The following is a 14,625-nucleotide window of genomic DNA, read 5'->3' as shown; positions in this document are numbered from 1 at the left end:
CGGTTCGATCCACGGTCCCGCCCGCTCTCGTCGTGGCTACTGGTCGATCGGGAGCCAGGCCTGGGCGCCGTCGTTCCACTGCACCCAGGCGCCCTGCTCGCGGTCGTACTGGATGTAGGCGTTCCGCCCGGCGTCCCAGGTGGGGCCCGCGCCACCGGCCGGGGCCGACGGTGCGCTCGGCGCCGAGGCGGCGGGCGTGCCCCAGGTGGCGCCGGCGGCCGGGCCCGCCGGCCACGATCCACCGGACTCGCCCGGAGCGGCGTAGCCACCCGGCGCGCCGTAGCCGCCGCGGGGGTCGTAGCCCGGGGTGCCGTAGCCGGAGGTGACGCCCGGGACCTGCGGCGGGGTGCCGACGTCGCGAGCCCGCACGACGAAGGTGCTGGCCGCCATGTCGCCGATGCGCCGGTGGCCCTTGGTGGTGAACACCAGGATGGCGCCGGGCAGGAAGCAGCAGAACTGGTCGACGAAGAGGAGGATCCAGCGCAGGAAGGCCCAACCGATGCCGGCCTTCTTGCCGTCCTGGCGGATGACCCGCAGGCCGAGCAGGAGCTTGCCGACCGACGCGCCCACCAGGCCCTGGAGCACCACCAGGTTCGCCAGCTGGAGGCCGAAGCCGATGCCGTAGGCCTTGGAGGTGAAGCCGCTGGTGTCGCCGTCGGGGATGTAGTGCACCTTGTCGCCGAGGTCGAAGCACAGCGAGGAGTCGATGGGGATCTCCCCGTCGGACACCGAGGTGCTGTTGTCGTCGAAGCTCTGCGACGAGCAGCGGTAGCGGTCGCCGTCGACGGTCTTCGACGCCGAGGAGAACAGCGGGTAGATGAGGGCGACCGACAAGATGCCGATCAGCAGGAAGTCGAGGGCGTAGGCGCCGATGCGCCGGCCGACGACGCCGGTGGGGTCTGCCTGGGGCTGGGCGTAGGTCACGGCGGAAGACTAGGTGAGCACCCGGTGCGAAGGGGGTGACCTGGGCCGCGTCCGAAGGCGGTGGGAGGGGGCAGGCCCCCCGAGCGGGTAGACCGGAGCGGGTCAGCTCCTGCCGTCTAAGCACCTGACGGGCCGGAGGCCCGCCCCGATGCTCACCAACGTCCTCGCCGCCAGCGACCGCGCCGGCAACTTCGCCGACTTCGACGTGCACCTCTGGCAGTGGGCCGCGCTCATCGTGCTCATCACGGTCCTGCTGGTTGCCGACCTGGTGCTGGTCCACCGCGACGCCCACGTCATCACCTTCAAGGAAGCGGCCATCGAGTCGGCCGTGTGGATCTCCATCGGCGTGGCGTTCACCGGCGTCATCTTCTTGTGGCACGGCGGCCAGCCGGCGGGGGAGTACATCTCGGGCTTCCTGCTCGAGAAGTCGCTGTCGATCGACAACGTGTTCGTGTGGGCCGTCATCTTCAACTACTTCGCCGTCCCGGCGAAGTACCAGTTCCGGACCCTCTTCTGGGGCATCTTCGGCGCCCTCGTGCTGCGGGCGGTGTTCATCTTCGCCGGCATCGCCCTGATCGAGCGGTTCGAGGTCGTCCTCGTGGTGTTCGGCGTGGTGCTGCTCTACTCGGCGTGGAAGATCGCCTTCCACGACGACGCCGAGGTCCACCCCGAGAGCAACCCGGTCCTGCGGGTGGTGCGCAAGGTGCTGCCGTCCACCACCGAGTACGACGGCCAGAAGCTCTTCACCATCGAGAACGGCAAGCGGCTGGCCACCCCGCTGTTCGCCGTGCTGATCATCGTGGAGACCACCGACGTCGTGTTCGCCGTCGACTCCGTGCCGGCGGTGCTGGCGGTGTCGCACGAGCAGTTCATCGTGTTCAGCTCGAACGCCTTCGCCATCCTCGGCCTGCGGTCGCTCTACTTCCTGCTCGGCGGCATGCAGGACAAGTTCCGCTACCTCAACCTCGGGCTGGGGGCGATCCTGGCCTTCGTGGGCGCCAAGATGCTGCTCGGCTACTTCGCCGGCTGGCACCCCCCGACGTGGCTGTCGCTGGTGGTGATCGTGGTCGTGCTGGTGGTGACGATCTTCGCGTCGCTCGCCGCGGACAAGCGCGACGACGCCGCCGCGCTGGCCGACGGGGGCTCGGTGGAGCCGGAACCCGAGCCTGACCTGGACCGATAGGTCTGGATCGCGGCTACCACGGGGTAAGGTGGTCGGACCGGGGGGGGAGTATCCCCAACAGCCGCCACGTCAACACGGTCACCTCATGTGGCCCGGGGCGGCAGGCTTCTCCGAACAGGAGGAGCGGAGAGACTCCCGGCTGATGTGCACGTCCTTCCACTCAGCCGGAGATCCCCTTCCCCATGTTCCCGTCCCTGCTCGCTGCGTCCTCGTCGACGGACAAGTTCGTCGACCTCGACATCCACCTGTGGGAGTGGGGTGCGCTCGTCGCGTTCATCGTCACCCTGCTCGTGGTCGACCTGCTGCTCGTGCACCGCAAGCCGCACGACATCTCCTACAAGGAGGCCGGCATCGAGTCGGCCATCTGGATCAGCATCGGCATCGCCTTCACCGGCGTCATCTACCTGATCGGCGGTGACCAGAACGGCGGCAAGGCGGCAGGTGAGTACATCTCCGGCTTCTTGCTCGAGAAGAGCCTGTCGGTCGACAACGTGTTCGTCTGGGCGGTGATCTTCAGCTACTTCGCCGTGCCGAAGAAGTACCAGTTCCGCGTGCTCTTCTGGGGCATCTTCGGCGCCCTGATCCTGCGGGCGATCTTCATCTTCGCCGGGTCGGCGCTCATCGAGAGCTTCACCGTCACCCTGGCGATCTTCGGCCTGATCCTCCTCTACACGGCCTACAAGCTGGCCTTCCAAGAGGAGACCGAGGTCGACCCCGACAAGAGCATCGTGCTGCGGGCGGTGCGCAAGGTCGTGCCCTCCACCGACGAGCTCGACGGCCAGAAGCTCTTCACCCTGAAGAACGGCAAGCGCCTCGCCACGCCCCTGTTCGCGGTGCTGATCATGGTGGAGACCACCGACGTCGTGTTCGCCATCGACTCCGTGCCGGCCATTTTCGGCGTGTCCCGAGACCCGTTCATCGTCTTCAGCTCGAACGCCTTCGCCATCCTCGGACTGCGGGCGCTGTACTTCCTGCTCGGCGGCATGCAGGACAAGTTCCGCTACCTGCACTACGGGCTGGGCGGCATCCTCGGCTTCGTGGGCGTGAAGATGCTGCTCACCTTCTCCGCCGAGCAGTTCGAGTTCCCCTCGGCCGACTTCCACTTCCCGACGTTCCTGTCGCTCGGGATCATCTTCGGCATCCTGTTCGTGACGGTGGTGGCCTCGCTCATCGCCGACAAGCGGGACCCGCAGACGATCGCCGCCCACATGCCCGGCCCGGTGGGCGACGGGGCCCACGAGTGGGCCGACGGCCCGAACGACGACCAGCCCGTCGGCCCCACCGGGGAGGCCGAGCCGGTCGGTCCCGGCGGGCCCGCCGAGCCCAAGGGTTGAACCGGTCCCGGGCCGGACGTGACGGTGGGCCACCGCTGATCTCGTCCGGTCCGGGCGCTGGTACCGTCCGGCCCATGACGCCCCGGACCCCTGCCGACCCCGCAGTGGACCCCGGCGCGCCGGGCTGATGGGCATCGTCGACGAAGACGTCGTCCGGGTCCGCGAGACCGCCGACATCGTGCAGGTCATCAGCGCCCACACCCAGCTCAAGAAGCAGGGGACGAGCTGGATGGGCCTGTGCCCGTTCCACGGCGAGAAGTCGCCGTCGTTCTCGGTCAGCCAGGAGAAGGGCGTCTACTACTGCTTCGGCTGCCAGGTCCGCGGTGACGCGATCTCGTTCGTGCGGGACATGGAGCACCTCGACTTCCAGGCGGCGGTGGAGCAGCTGGCCGGCAAGTTCGGCATCGCGCTGCGCTACACCGACAAGAACGAGGGCGAGCGGCGCGAGGCGCGCGGCCGCTTGCGGGAGGCCATGGCCGCCGCGGTCGACTGGTACCACGACCGCTTGCTCACCGCCCCCGATGCCGGCGCCGCCCGCCGCTACCTGCGCGAGCGGGGGCTCGATGGCGCTGCGGTGCGCAAGTACCGGATCGGGTGGGCGCCGGACGACTGGAGCCAGCTGGTGCGGGCGCTCAAGTACCCGCCCAAGACCCTGCGCGACGCCGGGCTCGGCGTGGAGACCCGCAACGGCGGCACCAACGACTTCTTCCGCGGCCGGATCCTGTTCCCGATCTTCGACTCGTCCGGCGACCCGATCGGCTTCGGTGGGCGGATGATGCCCGAGGGGCGGCCGCCGAAGTACAAGAACACCCCCGAGACCGCGCTCTACCGCAAGAGCAAGGTGCTCTACGGCCTCAACTGGGCCAAGGCCGAGGCCGTGCGGGAGAACGAGGTCATCATCTGCGAGGGCTACACCGACGTGATCGGCTTCGCCCACGTGGGCCTCGACCGCGCCGTGGCCACCTGCGGGACCGCCCTCACCGACGAGCACGTCCGGGCCCTGCGGCTCCTGGCGCCCCGCCTGGTGCTCGCCTTCGACCCCGATGCCGCCGGCCAGGCCGCTGCCGAGCGGGTGTACGAGTGGGAGAAGAAGCACGAGGTCGAGGTCGCCGTCGCCGCCCTGCCCCCCGGCGCCGACCCTGCCGACCTGTCCCGCTCCGACCCCGACCGCCTGCGCGAGGCCGTCGAGAAGGCCACCCCGTTCCTGGGCTTCCGCGTCGAGCGCATCCTCGACGGCGCCAACCTGCGCACGCCCGAGGGGCGAGCCAAGGCCGCCGAGTCCGCCCTCGCCGCCATCGTCGAGCACCCCAGCGAGTTCGTGCGCGACCAGTACGTGATGGCGGTGGCCAGCCGCTGCCAGCTCGACCCGGACCGGCTCCGCTCGTCGTTGCGGTCGGGTCGCATCCGGCCCGTCGTCCGGGTCGAGGCGGCCAAGCCGCGCCGCCGACGGGCCGACACGCCCGAGACCGAGGGCCTGCGCCTGGCGGTGGCGAACCCGGGGGAGATGCTCCCGCTGTTGGACGAGGTCCTGTTCGAGGACGAGTCCCACCGCGCCGTGCTGCGGGCGCTCCAGGAGGCCGACGGCGACTTCCACGCCGCCACCGAAGCGGCCGACCCGTTCGTCGCCGAGCACCTCGCCCGCCTCGCCGTCGAGGAGTCCGAGGCCGAGCCCGGCGACGTGCGCCGCATGCTCATCCGCAACACCGCGCTCGTCGCCCTCCGCGAGCTCGAGCGCGACTTCCGCACCGCGGCCGACCCGGCGCCCTACGGCACCGCCATCGGCTGGCTGAAGACCGAGCTCGAAGCGGTCGGACCGGACGCGCCTCCCGACCGGCAACGCGAAGATGAGTTGCTACTCTGGCTGGCACAACGGGCGGAGGACCCTCATGAATGACGGAGCCACCTCCCCTCGCCTCGACCCCACAGCCTGGGAACAGCTGCTGGTTCGAGGCCGAGACCAGGGGACGGTCACACAAGAAGAGGTGTGCGAGGTCTTGGCGCTCGACGTCGAGCGCTTCGACGCGGACCTCGAGTGGCTCCGCACCGAGCTGGCCCGCCACTCCATCGCCCTCGACGAGTCCGTCGCCCTCGTGGAGCTCGGCCCCGAGCCGCTCACCGACGAGGAGCAGGCCGAGGTCGACAGCGCCACCCACCTCGCTGCCGTGCTGGCCGACCCGCTCGGCGGCATCGACCTCGCTCGGGACGACGACGGCGAGGACGGTCCCCGCCGTCGCCTGCGCCTCGTGAACGCCGGCCGCACCAACGCCAACGCCGGCAGCGGCGGCACCGCCGACCCGGTTCGGGTGTACCTCAAGGAGATCGGCCGGGTCGCGCTGCTCACCGGGCCCGAGGAGGTCACCCTCGCCCGGCGCATCGAGGCCGGCGGCCAGGCCGGCGTGCGCCTCGCCGAGCTGGAGGCCGCGGGTCGCATCGCCGAGCTGGCCCTCGTCGACCGCAAGCGCCTGGAGCGCACGGCTCGCGACGGCGAGCGGGCCAAGAGCGACCTCATCCAGGCCAACCTCCGCCTCGTGGTGTCCATCGCCAAGCGCTACGTCGGCCGTGGCATGCAGCTCCTGGACCTCATCCAGGAAGGCAACCTCGGCCTCATGCGGGCGGTCGAGAAGTTCGACTACACCAAGGGCTTCAAGTTCTCCACCTACGCCACGTGGTGGATCCGCCAGGCCATCACCCGGGCCATCGCCGACCAGGCCCGCACCATCCGCATCCCGGTGCACATGGTCGAGAGCATCAACAAGGTGCACCGCATCCAGCGCCAGATGATGCAGGAGCTCGAGCGCGAGCCCACCGTCGACGAGCTGGCCCACAAGGTGGACATGACGCCGGATCGGGTCCGCGAGATCATGCGGATCAGCCAGGACCCCCTGTCGCTCGACTCGCCCGTGGGCGAGACCGACGACTCCAACCTGTCGGACTTCATCGAGGACACCCAGGCCGACGCCCCGGCCGAGATGGCCGCCCGCAAGATGCTCGGCGACGCCGTGATCGAGGCGCTGTCGGAGCTCAGCGACCGCGAGAAGCAGGTCGTGCGGCTGCGCTTCGGCCTCGACGACGGGCAGGCCCGCACCCTCGAAGAGGTGGGCAAGGAGTTCGGCGTCACCCGCGAGCGCATCCGCCAGATCGAGGCCAAGACCCTCGCCAAGCTCCGCAACCCGCACCGCAGCCAGAAGCTCCGCGACTACCTCGACGGAGACTGAGGCCTCGCCCCGATCACCGTTTCGGGGTTCGTGGCCGCCGGGTGCCGCTGCTAAGTTCGCACAGCGCATTCGGAGGTAGCTCAGCTGGCAGAGCAGCTGACTGTTAATCAGCGGGTCGTGGGTTCGAGCCCCACCCTCCGAGCCACCAGCAAGCGACGTGAGCCGGTCCCGCAAGGGCCGGCTTTCGTCGTTCGAGGGTCCGTCGATGTCGGGCGAGCGCCTACGATCGGCGGCTCTCGGGGCCGTAGCTCAATGGTCAGAGCAAGGGACTCATAATCCTCAGGTTGCGGGTTCGATCCCCGCCGGCCCCACTCGTGCCGCTACGCTCGGCGGCGCTTCGCCCGGGCGGTCGCGGCGTGGCCTCGGCGACAGGGGAGATCAGGTGGAAGCTCGGACGCGGTCGTTCCGGCGGGTGGTGGTGGGAGCGGCGGCACTCGCCGTGGTGGCGGGGCTGGCAGCGTGCCAGCCCACCGACCCGGACTCGGCGTGGAACGGTGGCCAGCCGCGCACCTTCTCGGTGCAAGCTCCCGACCGCTCGTCGGCGGCTGCCGTGGCACCCGGTCCCGGCGGCACGACCTACGTGGCGGCGTCGGCCGACACCGTCGACCCCGGCACCGGCCAGATCACCACGACCACCTCCGTGCGGCGCCTCCTCGCCGACGGCTCCCCGGACCTCGCATGGGGTACCGGCGGGCGGGCCGCCGTCCGTGGCGCAGGGCAGCTGCTGCCCACCGCCGACGGTGGGGTGATCGCCGTGTTCGTCATCTACACGGGCTCGCCGAAGGCGCCCAACACGTTCGTCGCCACGCGGCTCTCGGCCACCGGCCAGAAGGTCACCGCCTGGGGAACGGGCGGCGAGGTCACCGGGTACGCCGGGGGCTTCATCCAGCTTCCGCCCCAGAGCTACGCCGTCGATGCCCAGAACCGGCTGCTCGTGGCCTTCGGGGCCAACCTGATCCGCTACACCACCGCCGGCCTGCTCGACGCCACGTTCGACGGCGACGGGACCGCGACGCCCACCGGGGGTGCCCTCGGCACCGTCGTGGTGGCCGGTTCCTCGGTCTGGGTGTCGGCGGCTGGCGGCCAGGTCCTGCCGATGCACGACGACGGCTCGCACGGCACCGCACTCGTCCCCGGTGGCGGCACCCCGCCGGCCGATCGCGTGCCTGCGCTGGCCTCTGGCCCGAGCGGCACGGTGGCCGTGGCGTGGTCCGAGGCCAGCGGCGCCCGGGTGTCGCGCATCACGGCGGCCGGACAGCTCGATGCCGCCTTCGGCACCGGCGGCCTGGCCTCGCTGCCGGCGCCGTGGTCCGGCGGTACCGTCCCGGCCGATGCCCGCTTCGACCGCATCGCCGTGGATGCCGCAGGCGGGACCGTCGTCGGCTGGTCGACGGTCGACGCGTCGAGGGTGGGCGGCGTCCGCCTGGTGCGAGCCACACCTGCGGGGTCGGCCGACGGTTCGTACGGCTCGGCCGGTTCGCTGGTGGTCGACGGGTCGTCGAGCAGCCTGCCCAGCGGGGCATCGGTCCCCGGCTTCGCCGCGAGCGCCGGCCTCGGCACGCCGGCCACCAGCGGTCTCGGGATCCTGGCGCCCGTCGGGGCCGGGGTCGCCCTCATCACCGTCCACGACCAGGTCGCGCTGCGGGTGACCGCCTACGACGCGGGCGGTCACCTGGCCACGGGATTCGGCACCGGCGGCACCGTCGACCTCGCGCAGGACGGGCCCACTGCGGTCCGACCCGAGCGGGCCCTCGTCCTGCCCGACGGGCGGGTCGTCCTGGCCGTGGTCACCACGGGCGAGCGGGTGCGGCTGGTGCGCTTCACCGCAGGCGGTGCCCTGGACACGACCTTCGGCACCGGCGGCGTCAGCGACCAGGTCGGCGTCACCCAGACCAGTTGGCGCACCAACCCGCCGACCCTGGTCGCCGGCCCGAACGGCACCGTCACCGCCCTGGTGAGCGGCACGTCGCCGGTCGCCGTCCGCTACCGCGCCGACGGGACCCGGCTCACCACGTGGGGCACCGGCGGTCGGCTCGCACTGCCCACGCCGCCGGCGCAGGCCGAGGAGCCGAGCTCGCCGATCTCGTGGTCGACCTCGGCGGCGGCCACGGCGGACGGCGGCCTGATCGTGGCGGTCGGGCAGCAGCGGGTCAACGACGTGACGACGCCGCACCCGGCGCCGCGCCTGCTCAAGGTGTCGCCGAGCGGGACGGTGACGGCGCAGCGGGACCTGGCCCCAGCAGGCACCTACGACGCTGCGGTGACCTGGATGTCGGCCGCCGACGCGCAGGGCCGGGTGTACGTCGTGGCCGCCAACGGCCTGCGCCGCATCAAGGCCGACCTCAGCAACGACGCCACCTTCGGGCCGGAGGCGGGCCGGCCGCTGCCGAACCGGCTCTTCGTCCCCAACACCGTCCTCGTGGGGGCCGATGGCAAGCCCATCGTCGTCGGCTGGGGCCAGGACGCCAGGAACGACACCGTGGTCCTCGCCGTCCGCTACACCGCGACGGGCGGCTTCGACCCCACCTACGGGTCCGGTGGCGTGGCCCAGGCCACCGCAACCGCGACCGGCACGTCCACGTCGATCTCGACCCAGGGCAATGCCGCCGACCTCGACCTGCAGGGCCGCGTGGTCGTGGCCGGCAGCGCCGGCGCCGGCGCGGTGGCCCTGCGGTTCACCACTGCCGGCAAGCTCGACGTGGCCTTCGACGGTGACGGCGTGAAGACCTGGCCGTCGGCCGAGCTCGCCCCCTGGTGGGCCATGGACATCGGCGCCGACGGCAAGATCACGTTGGCCACGTTCGCCAGCGGGACCTCGGCCGAGGTGGCCCGGCTCGAGGGCCGACCGGCCAGCTGAGCGCCGCACCCCACGCGGCGATCGGCGGGCTCAGGAGCTGCAGGAGAGCATCGAGCAGCCGACGCGGTGGCGGGCCCACTCGGGGCGCTTGGCGGCGAAGCGCTCGCGGCCGGGCTGCTCGGCGTACGGGGTGCGCAGCACGTCGAGCAGCTCCAGCACCAGCGACTCGTCGCCGGCCTCGGCCGCGTCGATGGCCTCCTGGGCCAGGTAGTTGCGCAGCACGTAGCGGGGGTTGACGGCGTCCATGGTGCGGCGGCGCTCGGCATCGTCGGTCACGCCGCCGGTGCGCACCCGCTCGGCCCAGGCCCGCAACCAGGTGGCGACCGTCGCCCGCACGTCGCCGACCAGCTCGGCGGGCGCGTAGAAGGCGTCGGCCAGGGCGGCGAGGCGGTCGTCGTCGGTGGCGTCGGCCGCCACGGGGACCGAGGCGAGGTCCCGGAAGAACAGCACCTGGTCGGTCTCGGTGGCCTGCATGGCCTCGAAGAGCTGGTCGACCAGCTCGCGGTCGCCGTCCTGCCAGGCGCCCCAGCCGAGGCGCTCGGCCATCATCGCCTCGAAGCCGACCTGGTAGGCCTCGCCGTAGGCATCGAGGGCCCGCTGGAGCGGCTCGACGTCGGTCACCAGGTGGGCGAGGGCGTTGGCCAGCTGGAGCAGGTTCCAGTGCACGACCTGGGGCTGGGTGCCGTAGCGGTAGCGGCGCTGGCCGGCGTCGGTGGTGTTGGGCGTCCACCCGGGGTCGAAGCTCTCGAGCCAGCCGTAGGGGCCGTAGTCGATGGTGAGCCCGAGGATCGACAGGTTGTCGGTGTTGAGCACGCCGTGGACGAAGCCCACCCGCATCCAGTGCACGACGGTCTCGGCGGTGCGGCGGCCCACCTCGGCGAACCAGGTGGGGACCAGGTCGGCCAGCGGGGTGGCACCGTCGTCCCCGAGGTGGGGGAAGTCGGTGCGGATGGTGAACGCGACGAGCTCGCGGAGCAACTCGACGTCGTCGCGGCTCGCCGGCAGCTGGAAGGTGCCGAAGCGGGTGAACGACGGGGCCACGCGGCACACGACGGCGCCGGGCTCGGGCTTCGGGTTGCCGTCGTAGAGCACATCGCGCACCACCAGGTCGCCCGTCGCCACCAGCGAGAGGGCCCGGGTGGTGGGCACGCCGAGGTGGTGCATGGCCTCGCTGCAGAGGAACTCGCGGACCGACGACCGGAGGACGGCGCGGCCGTCGGCGGTGCGCGAGTAGGGCGTCGGTCCGGCGCCTTTGAGCTGGAGGGTCTGGTGGCCGGCACGGGGCGTGGTGATCTCGCCGAGGGCGATGGCCCGGCCGTCGCCGAGCTGGCCGGCCCAGTTCCCGAACTGGTGACCGCCGTAGCAGGCGGCGAACGGGTCGGCGCCGGCCGGCACGCGGCTGCCGGCGAAGACGGCGGCGAAGTCGTCGGAGGCGCAGACCTCGGGGTCGAGGCCGAGCAGCTCGGCCACCTCGGGCGACCACGCGATGGTGCGGGGCGCGGCGGTGGGGGTGGGCTCCTGGCGGCTGAAGGCCGCCCCGTGGACCTGGCGGCGGCGCAGGGACACCTCGGTGTCGGCCGGCAGGTCCCGGGTGAAGCGGTTGTCGAACGGCAGGCCGTCGAGCGCGCGGACCTCGGTGGGGAGGGTGGTCGACATGGCGTCGACGCTACCGGGGGTCGGCTCCGGCCCCGCCTGACGCGGGCGGACCCGGAGCCGGCGCTCCCTCCGGCCGCCTGACGCCGACGGACGGGGGAGCAGGGTCCCAGGTAGGGGATCTGGCTAGCGCCGGCGGAACCCGGGGTTGAAGCCCCGGTCGATGGACTTCACCTCCGGGCGGCTGGCCCGCAGCGGGCGAGCGAGCTCACGGGGTGAGTGCTCGGCCGTGCGGCGGGTTGCCGGCGGGCGCTTCGACGGTTGGGTGCGACGGGTGGGCTTGGGCTTGGGGGATGGCATGGGGGCTCTTCCTCTCGCGGTCGCGGCAGGCGGGCCAGCAGCGCATCGCCACGACGGGAGCCGCGGTCATCACTCGTGCTGATCGGCCGACCGGAACGGGTCTGGCACGGGACCGGATCGAACGCATCCGGGGATCCCAGGGCTCCACCGGGCGAGGCCTCGGGCGTGGAGCGGGGGTGGCTTCAGTGGAAGCGGGTGATCAGCACGGGTTCAAGGATGCGACGAACCGGACGAACCCGTCAACCCCTTTTCGCGGGGGCCGGTAGCGTCGGGGCATGGCACGGGGGCGGCGGGACGGGTGGGGGATCGTCGCTCGACCGGTGCTGCAGTTCGCTCTCGCCGGCCTGACCGCGCTGCTCATCGTGGGCCTGGCGGTGTCCATCGCCTCGCGCCGGGTGGGCCAGCGCGAGGCCACCCTCGACGCCCGCTCCGAGTCCCTCGTCAAGGGCCAGGCGCTGGTCGAGCCGGTGCTCACCGACGGGATCCTCGCTCGGCGGTCCAGCGCCGTGGCGGCCCTCGACGACGTGGTCCGCGAGCAGGTGCTCGACGACACCCTCGTGCGGGTGAAGGTGTGGCGGGCCGACGGGACGATCCTCTACTCCGACGAGTCGCGCCTCATCGGCTCCCGGTACGACCTCGGCGACGAGGAGCGGGAGGCCATGCGCGACGCCAAGGTCGAGGCCGAGGTGAGCGACCTCCAGCGCCCCGAGAACCGGTTCGAGCGCGCCCAGGGCAAGTTGCTCGAGGTGTACCTGCCGCTGCGCACGCCCGACGGCACGGTGGTGCTGTTCGAGGCGTACTTCCGCTACGAGACGGTGTCGGCGTCGGGGTCGCGCATCTGGCGCAGCTTCGCCCCGGTGACGCTCGGCTCGCTGATCGTGCTGGAGCTGGTGCAGATCCCCTTGGCCTGGTCCCTGGCGCGGCGCCTGCGGCAGCGGCAGCTCGAGCGCGAGGACCTACTCAACCGGGCGCTCACGTCCTCCGAGCGCGAGCGCCGCCGCATCGCCCAGGACCTGCACGACGGCGTGGTGCAGGACCTCGCCGGGGTGTCCTACGCGCTCGCCGCCGCCAGTCGCCGTGATGGCGCCGCGACCGCTGCGGAGCTGGAGTCGGCGGGCGAGACCGTGCGGTCGAGCATCGAGGCCCTTCGCACGCTGCTGGTGGAGATCTATCCGCCGGACCTGGCCCAGGAGGGCCTCGGCCCGGCCCTCGCCGACCTGGTCGGCCGATCCCGTGCCACCGGGCTGGCCGTCGAGCTCGACACCTCGGGCCTCGTGGACCAGGTGCCGGAAGCCCCCGCCGGGTTGGCCTACCGCACCGTGCAGGAGGCCCTGCGCAACGTGGTCTCGCACGCCGCCGCTTCCTCGGTGCTGGTCCGGGCGACGTCCGCCAGCGGGTCGCTGGAGGTCGTGGTGACCGACGACGGCCGGGGCTTCGACGCCACCGTCGCGCCCGGCACCGAGGGCGGCCACCTCGGCCTCGCCGGCCTGGCCGGCCTGGCGCTCGACGCCGGGGCGGAGCTCACCGTGACCTCGGAGCCCGGCACCGGGACCACCATCCGCCTGACCGCCCCGATCGGAGCCCGCTCGTGATCCGCGTCCTGATCGCCGACGACCACGCCGTGGTGCGCGGCGGGCTCGAGCAGTTGCTGGCCACCACCGACGACCTGGAGCTGGTGGGCCTGGCGGCCGACGGTGAGGAGGCGGTCTCCCTCGCCCGGTCCGTCGCGCCCGACGTCGTCCTCATGGACCTGTCCATGCCGGGGCTCGACGGGGTGGCGGCCACCCGGGCCATCACCGCCGCCGACGGCGACGTCGCCGTGGTGGTCCTCACCTCGTTCTCCGACAAGGAGCGCATCCTCGCCGCCCTCGACGCCGGCGCCGTGGGCTACGTGCTCAAGCACGCAGCACCCGACGAGGTGCTCGACGCCGTGCGGGCCGCCCACGGCGGCGGCTCGCCGCTCGATCCGAAGGCCGCTCGGGTCCTGCTCGACCGCCAGCGGGGCAGGCCAGGCGCCGGGAGCGGCGGCGCCAAGCTCAGCGACCGCGAGGTCGAGGTGCTGCGCCTCGTGGCCGAGGGGCTGGCCAACAAGCTCATCGCCCGCCGCCTGGGCATCACCGAGCGGACGGTGAAGGCGCACCTGACGAACGTGTTCAGCCGCATCGGCGTCACCGACCGCACCCAGGCCGCCCTCTGGGCCCGAGACCACCTCCCGCCCGAGTCGCCCGGCTGACCGCTCCGTTCGGCTCCCACCGGGGAGACCCCTGGCCACCATCGTTGACCCCGCCACCAGACGAACTTTGGGTCCCACACGCCCGTCGACGGGGGTGTGGGACCCAAAGGTCGAGTGGGGTGGGCGGGTTGTCGGGTTGTCGGGTTCGGAGCCCGTCCGGCAGGCCCGGTGGGCCCGGGGCCCGTCCGGCCGGCCCGGCGGTCGGGAGCGATCAGTCGTCGCTGCCGTGGCCGCCGCCGCCGTGGTCGTCCCCGGCGTCGTGGCCGGAGCCGTCGTCGGAGCCGCCCTTGCCCGAGCCGCCCTTGCCGGAGCCGGAGCCGCCGCCCGAGGTGCCGCCGTGGTCGTCACCCGTGTCGTGGCCGGAGCCGTCGTCGGCGCCGTGGCCGCCGCCGGAGGTGCCGCCGTGGTCGTCGATGGTGGTGGGGGTGGCGGGGGCGGCGGTGGTGGGCGTGCTGCCCCCGTGGTCGTCGCCCACGTCGTGGCCGGAGCCGTCGTCGGCGCCGTGGCCGCCGGTGGCACCGCCGTGGTCGTCACCGGCGTCGTGGCCGGCCGGGTCGTCGGAGACCCCGTCGGGGCGATCGCCGCCGTGGTCGTCGATGGTGGTGGGGGTGGTGGCGGGGACCGTGGTGGCCACCGTGGTGCTGGTGGTGGTGGCGTCGTCCTCGGCGTGGTCGCGGCCCTTGGCCTTGGACGCCTTGGCCTCCTTGGCGGCGGGCAGGAACGCCCGCTTCACGACCGGGGCGGGCGCCGGGTTGGTGGAGACGGCGTTGGCGGCGGCGATGGCGGTGAAGCCGAGGCAGCCGACGCCGACGACGGCGAGGACGGTGGCGAGGGGGCGGGTGCGCATGGGGTGGGACCTCCGGGTGGGTTGGTGCCGACACCGTCTCCCGATCCCGGTCGGGCCCACCAGTGGTCGATGGTGCTAG

11 protein-coding genes and 2 tRNA genes are annotated in these 14,625 nt (G+C 72.6%); 9 read left to right on the top strand and 4 right to left on the bottom strand.

Features of this window, described 5'->3' with window-relative positions; all coding sequences use genetic code 11:
- Positions 1 to 36 precede the first annotated feature (36 nt).
- Positions 37 to 924, bottom strand: coding sequence for an RDD family protein (locus KSP35_RS06160; RefSeq protein WP_216999909.1), 888 nt, complete (start codon positions 922 to 924; stop codon positions 37 to 39).
- A 148-nt stretch (positions 925 to 1,072) separates the two neighbouring features.
- On the opposite strand from KSP35_RS06160, the gene KSP35_RS06155 reads away from it, so the two are divergent.
- The 7 genes from KSP35_RS06155 to KSP35_RS06125 all read left to right on the top strand — a co-directional run bounded on the left by KSP35_RS06155 (position 1,073) and on the right by KSP35_RS06125 (position 9,513).
- Positions 1,073 to 2,107, top strand: coding sequence for a TerC family protein (locus KSP35_RS06155; protein WP_216999907.1), 1,035 nt, complete (start codon positions 1,073 to 1,075; stop codon positions 2,105 to 2,107).
- 182 nt (positions 2,108 to 2,289) lie between these two features.
- Positions 2,290 to 3,441, top strand: coding sequence for a TerC family protein (locus KSP35_RS06150; RefSeq protein ID WP_216999899.1), 1,152 nt, complete (start codon positions 2,290 to 2,292; stop codon positions 3,439 to 3,441).
- 127 nt (positions 3,442 to 3,568) lie between these two features.
- Positions 3,569 to 5,335, top strand: coding sequence for a DNA primase (dnaG, locus tag KSP35_RS06145; protein ID WP_216999898.1), 1,767 nt, complete (start codon positions 3,569 to 3,571; stop codon positions 5,333 to 5,335).
- Positions 5,328 to 6,656, top strand: a complete 1,329-nt coding sequence (rpoD, locus tag KSP35_RS06140; protein WP_216999896.1) for an RNA polymerase sigma factor RpoD — start codon at positions 5,328 to 5,330, stop codon at positions 6,654 to 6,656. Before dnaG ends, rpoD begins: the two co-directional genes overlap by 8 nt.
- Before the next feature lie 69 nt (positions 6,657 to 6,725).
- Positions 6,726 to 6,801: transfer RNA gene (locus tag KSP35_RS06135), tRNA-Asn, on the top strand.
- Between the two features lie 93 nt (positions 6,802 to 6,894).
- Positions 6,895 to 6,967 (top strand) — tRNA-Ile (locus tag KSP35_RS06130).
- A gap of 71 nt (positions 6,968 to 7,038) precedes the next feature.
- Positions 7,039 to 9,513: a hypothetical protein gene (locus KSP35_RS06125; protein ID WP_216999894.1), complete on the top strand. Its 2,475-nt coding sequence runs from the start codon at positions 7,039 to 7,041 to the stop codon at positions 9,511 to 9,513.
- Positions 9,514 to 9,543: 30 nt separating this feature from the next.
- Here the strand turns inward: KSP35_RS06125 and KSP35_RS06120 are convergent, their stop codons facing one another.
- Positions 9,544 to 11,169 carry a YdiU family protein gene (locus tag KSP35_RS06120; protein WP_216999892.1) on the bottom strand — a complete coding sequence of 542 codons (1,626 nt, stop codon included), beginning with the start codon at positions 11,167 to 11,169 and terminating at the stop codon, positions 9,544 to 9,546.
- A gap of 123 nt (positions 11,170 to 11,292) precedes the next feature.
- Entirely contained in the window at positions 11,293 to 11,466 is a 174-nt protein-coding gene (locus tag KSP35_RS06115; protein ID WP_216999890.1) for a hypothetical protein, read from the bottom strand.
- Between the two features lie 320 nt (positions 11,467 to 11,786).
- On the opposite strand from KSP35_RS06115, the gene KSP35_RS06110 reads away from it, so the two are divergent.
- Positions 11,787 to 13,058 carry a sensor histidine kinase gene (locus KSP35_RS06110; protein ID WP_216999888.1) on the top strand — a complete coding sequence of 424 codons (1,272 nt, stop codon included), beginning with the start codon at positions 11,787 to 11,789 and terminating at the stop codon, positions 13,056 to 13,058.
- Positions 13,055 to 13,699, top strand: a complete 645-nt coding sequence (locus tag KSP35_RS06105) for a response regulator transcription factor (protein WP_216999886.1) — start codon at positions 13,055 to 13,057, stop codon at positions 13,697 to 13,699. The genes KSP35_RS06110 and KSP35_RS06105 overlap by 4 nt, the downstream gene beginning before the upstream one ends.
- A gap of 211 nt (positions 13,700 to 13,910) precedes the next feature.
- Here the strand turns inward: KSP35_RS06105 and KSP35_RS06100 are convergent, their stop codons facing one another.
- Complete coding sequence (locus KSP35_RS06100) at positions 13,911 to 14,546, bottom strand: hypothetical protein (protein WP_216999884.1); 636 nt, start codon at positions 14,544 to 14,546, stop codon at positions 13,911 to 13,913.
- Positions 14,547 to 14,625: the final 79 nt, after the last annotated feature.

Source organism: Aquihabitans sp. G128 (genome assembly GCF_019048865.1).
GTDB lineage: Bacteria > Actinomycetota > Acidimicrobiia > Acidimicrobiales > Iamiaceae > Aquihabitans.
Note: the sequence above shows the minus strand (reverse complement) of the source record. Positions and strands in the feature narration are given on the sequence as shown.

What these genes read in the sequence shown, in the direction of transcription:
- KSP35_RS06155 (WP_216999907.1), top strand. Translation starts at nt 1,073, where the DNA reads ATGCTCACCAACGTCCTCGCCGCCAGCGACCGCGCCGGCAACTTCGCC.
- KSP35_RS06150 (WP_216999899.1), top strand. Translation starts at nt 2,290, where the DNA reads ATGTTCCCGTCCCTGCTCGCTGCGTCCTCGTCGACGGACAAGTTCGTC.
- dnaG (WP_216999898.1), top strand. Translation starts at nt 3,569, where the DNA reads ATGGGCATCGTCGACGAAGACGTCGTCCGGGTCCGCGAGACCGCCGAC.
- rpoD (WP_216999896.1), top strand. Translation starts at nt 5,328, where the DNA reads ATGAATGACGGAGCCACCTCCCCTCGCCTCGACCCCACAGCCTGGGAA.
- KSP35_RS06120 (WP_216999892.1), bottom strand. Translation starts at nt 11,169, where the DNA reads ATGTCGACCACCCTCCCCACCGAGGTCCGCGCGCTCGACGGCCTGCCG.
- KSP35_RS06115 (WP_216999890.1), bottom strand. Translation starts at nt 11,466, where the DNA reads ATGCCATCCCCCAAGCCCAAGCCCACCCGTCGCACCCAACCGTCGAAG.
- KSP35_RS06100 (WP_216999884.1), bottom strand. Translation starts at nt 14,546, where the DNA reads ATGCGCACCCGCCCCCTCGCCACCGTCCTCGCCGTCGTCGGCGTCGGC.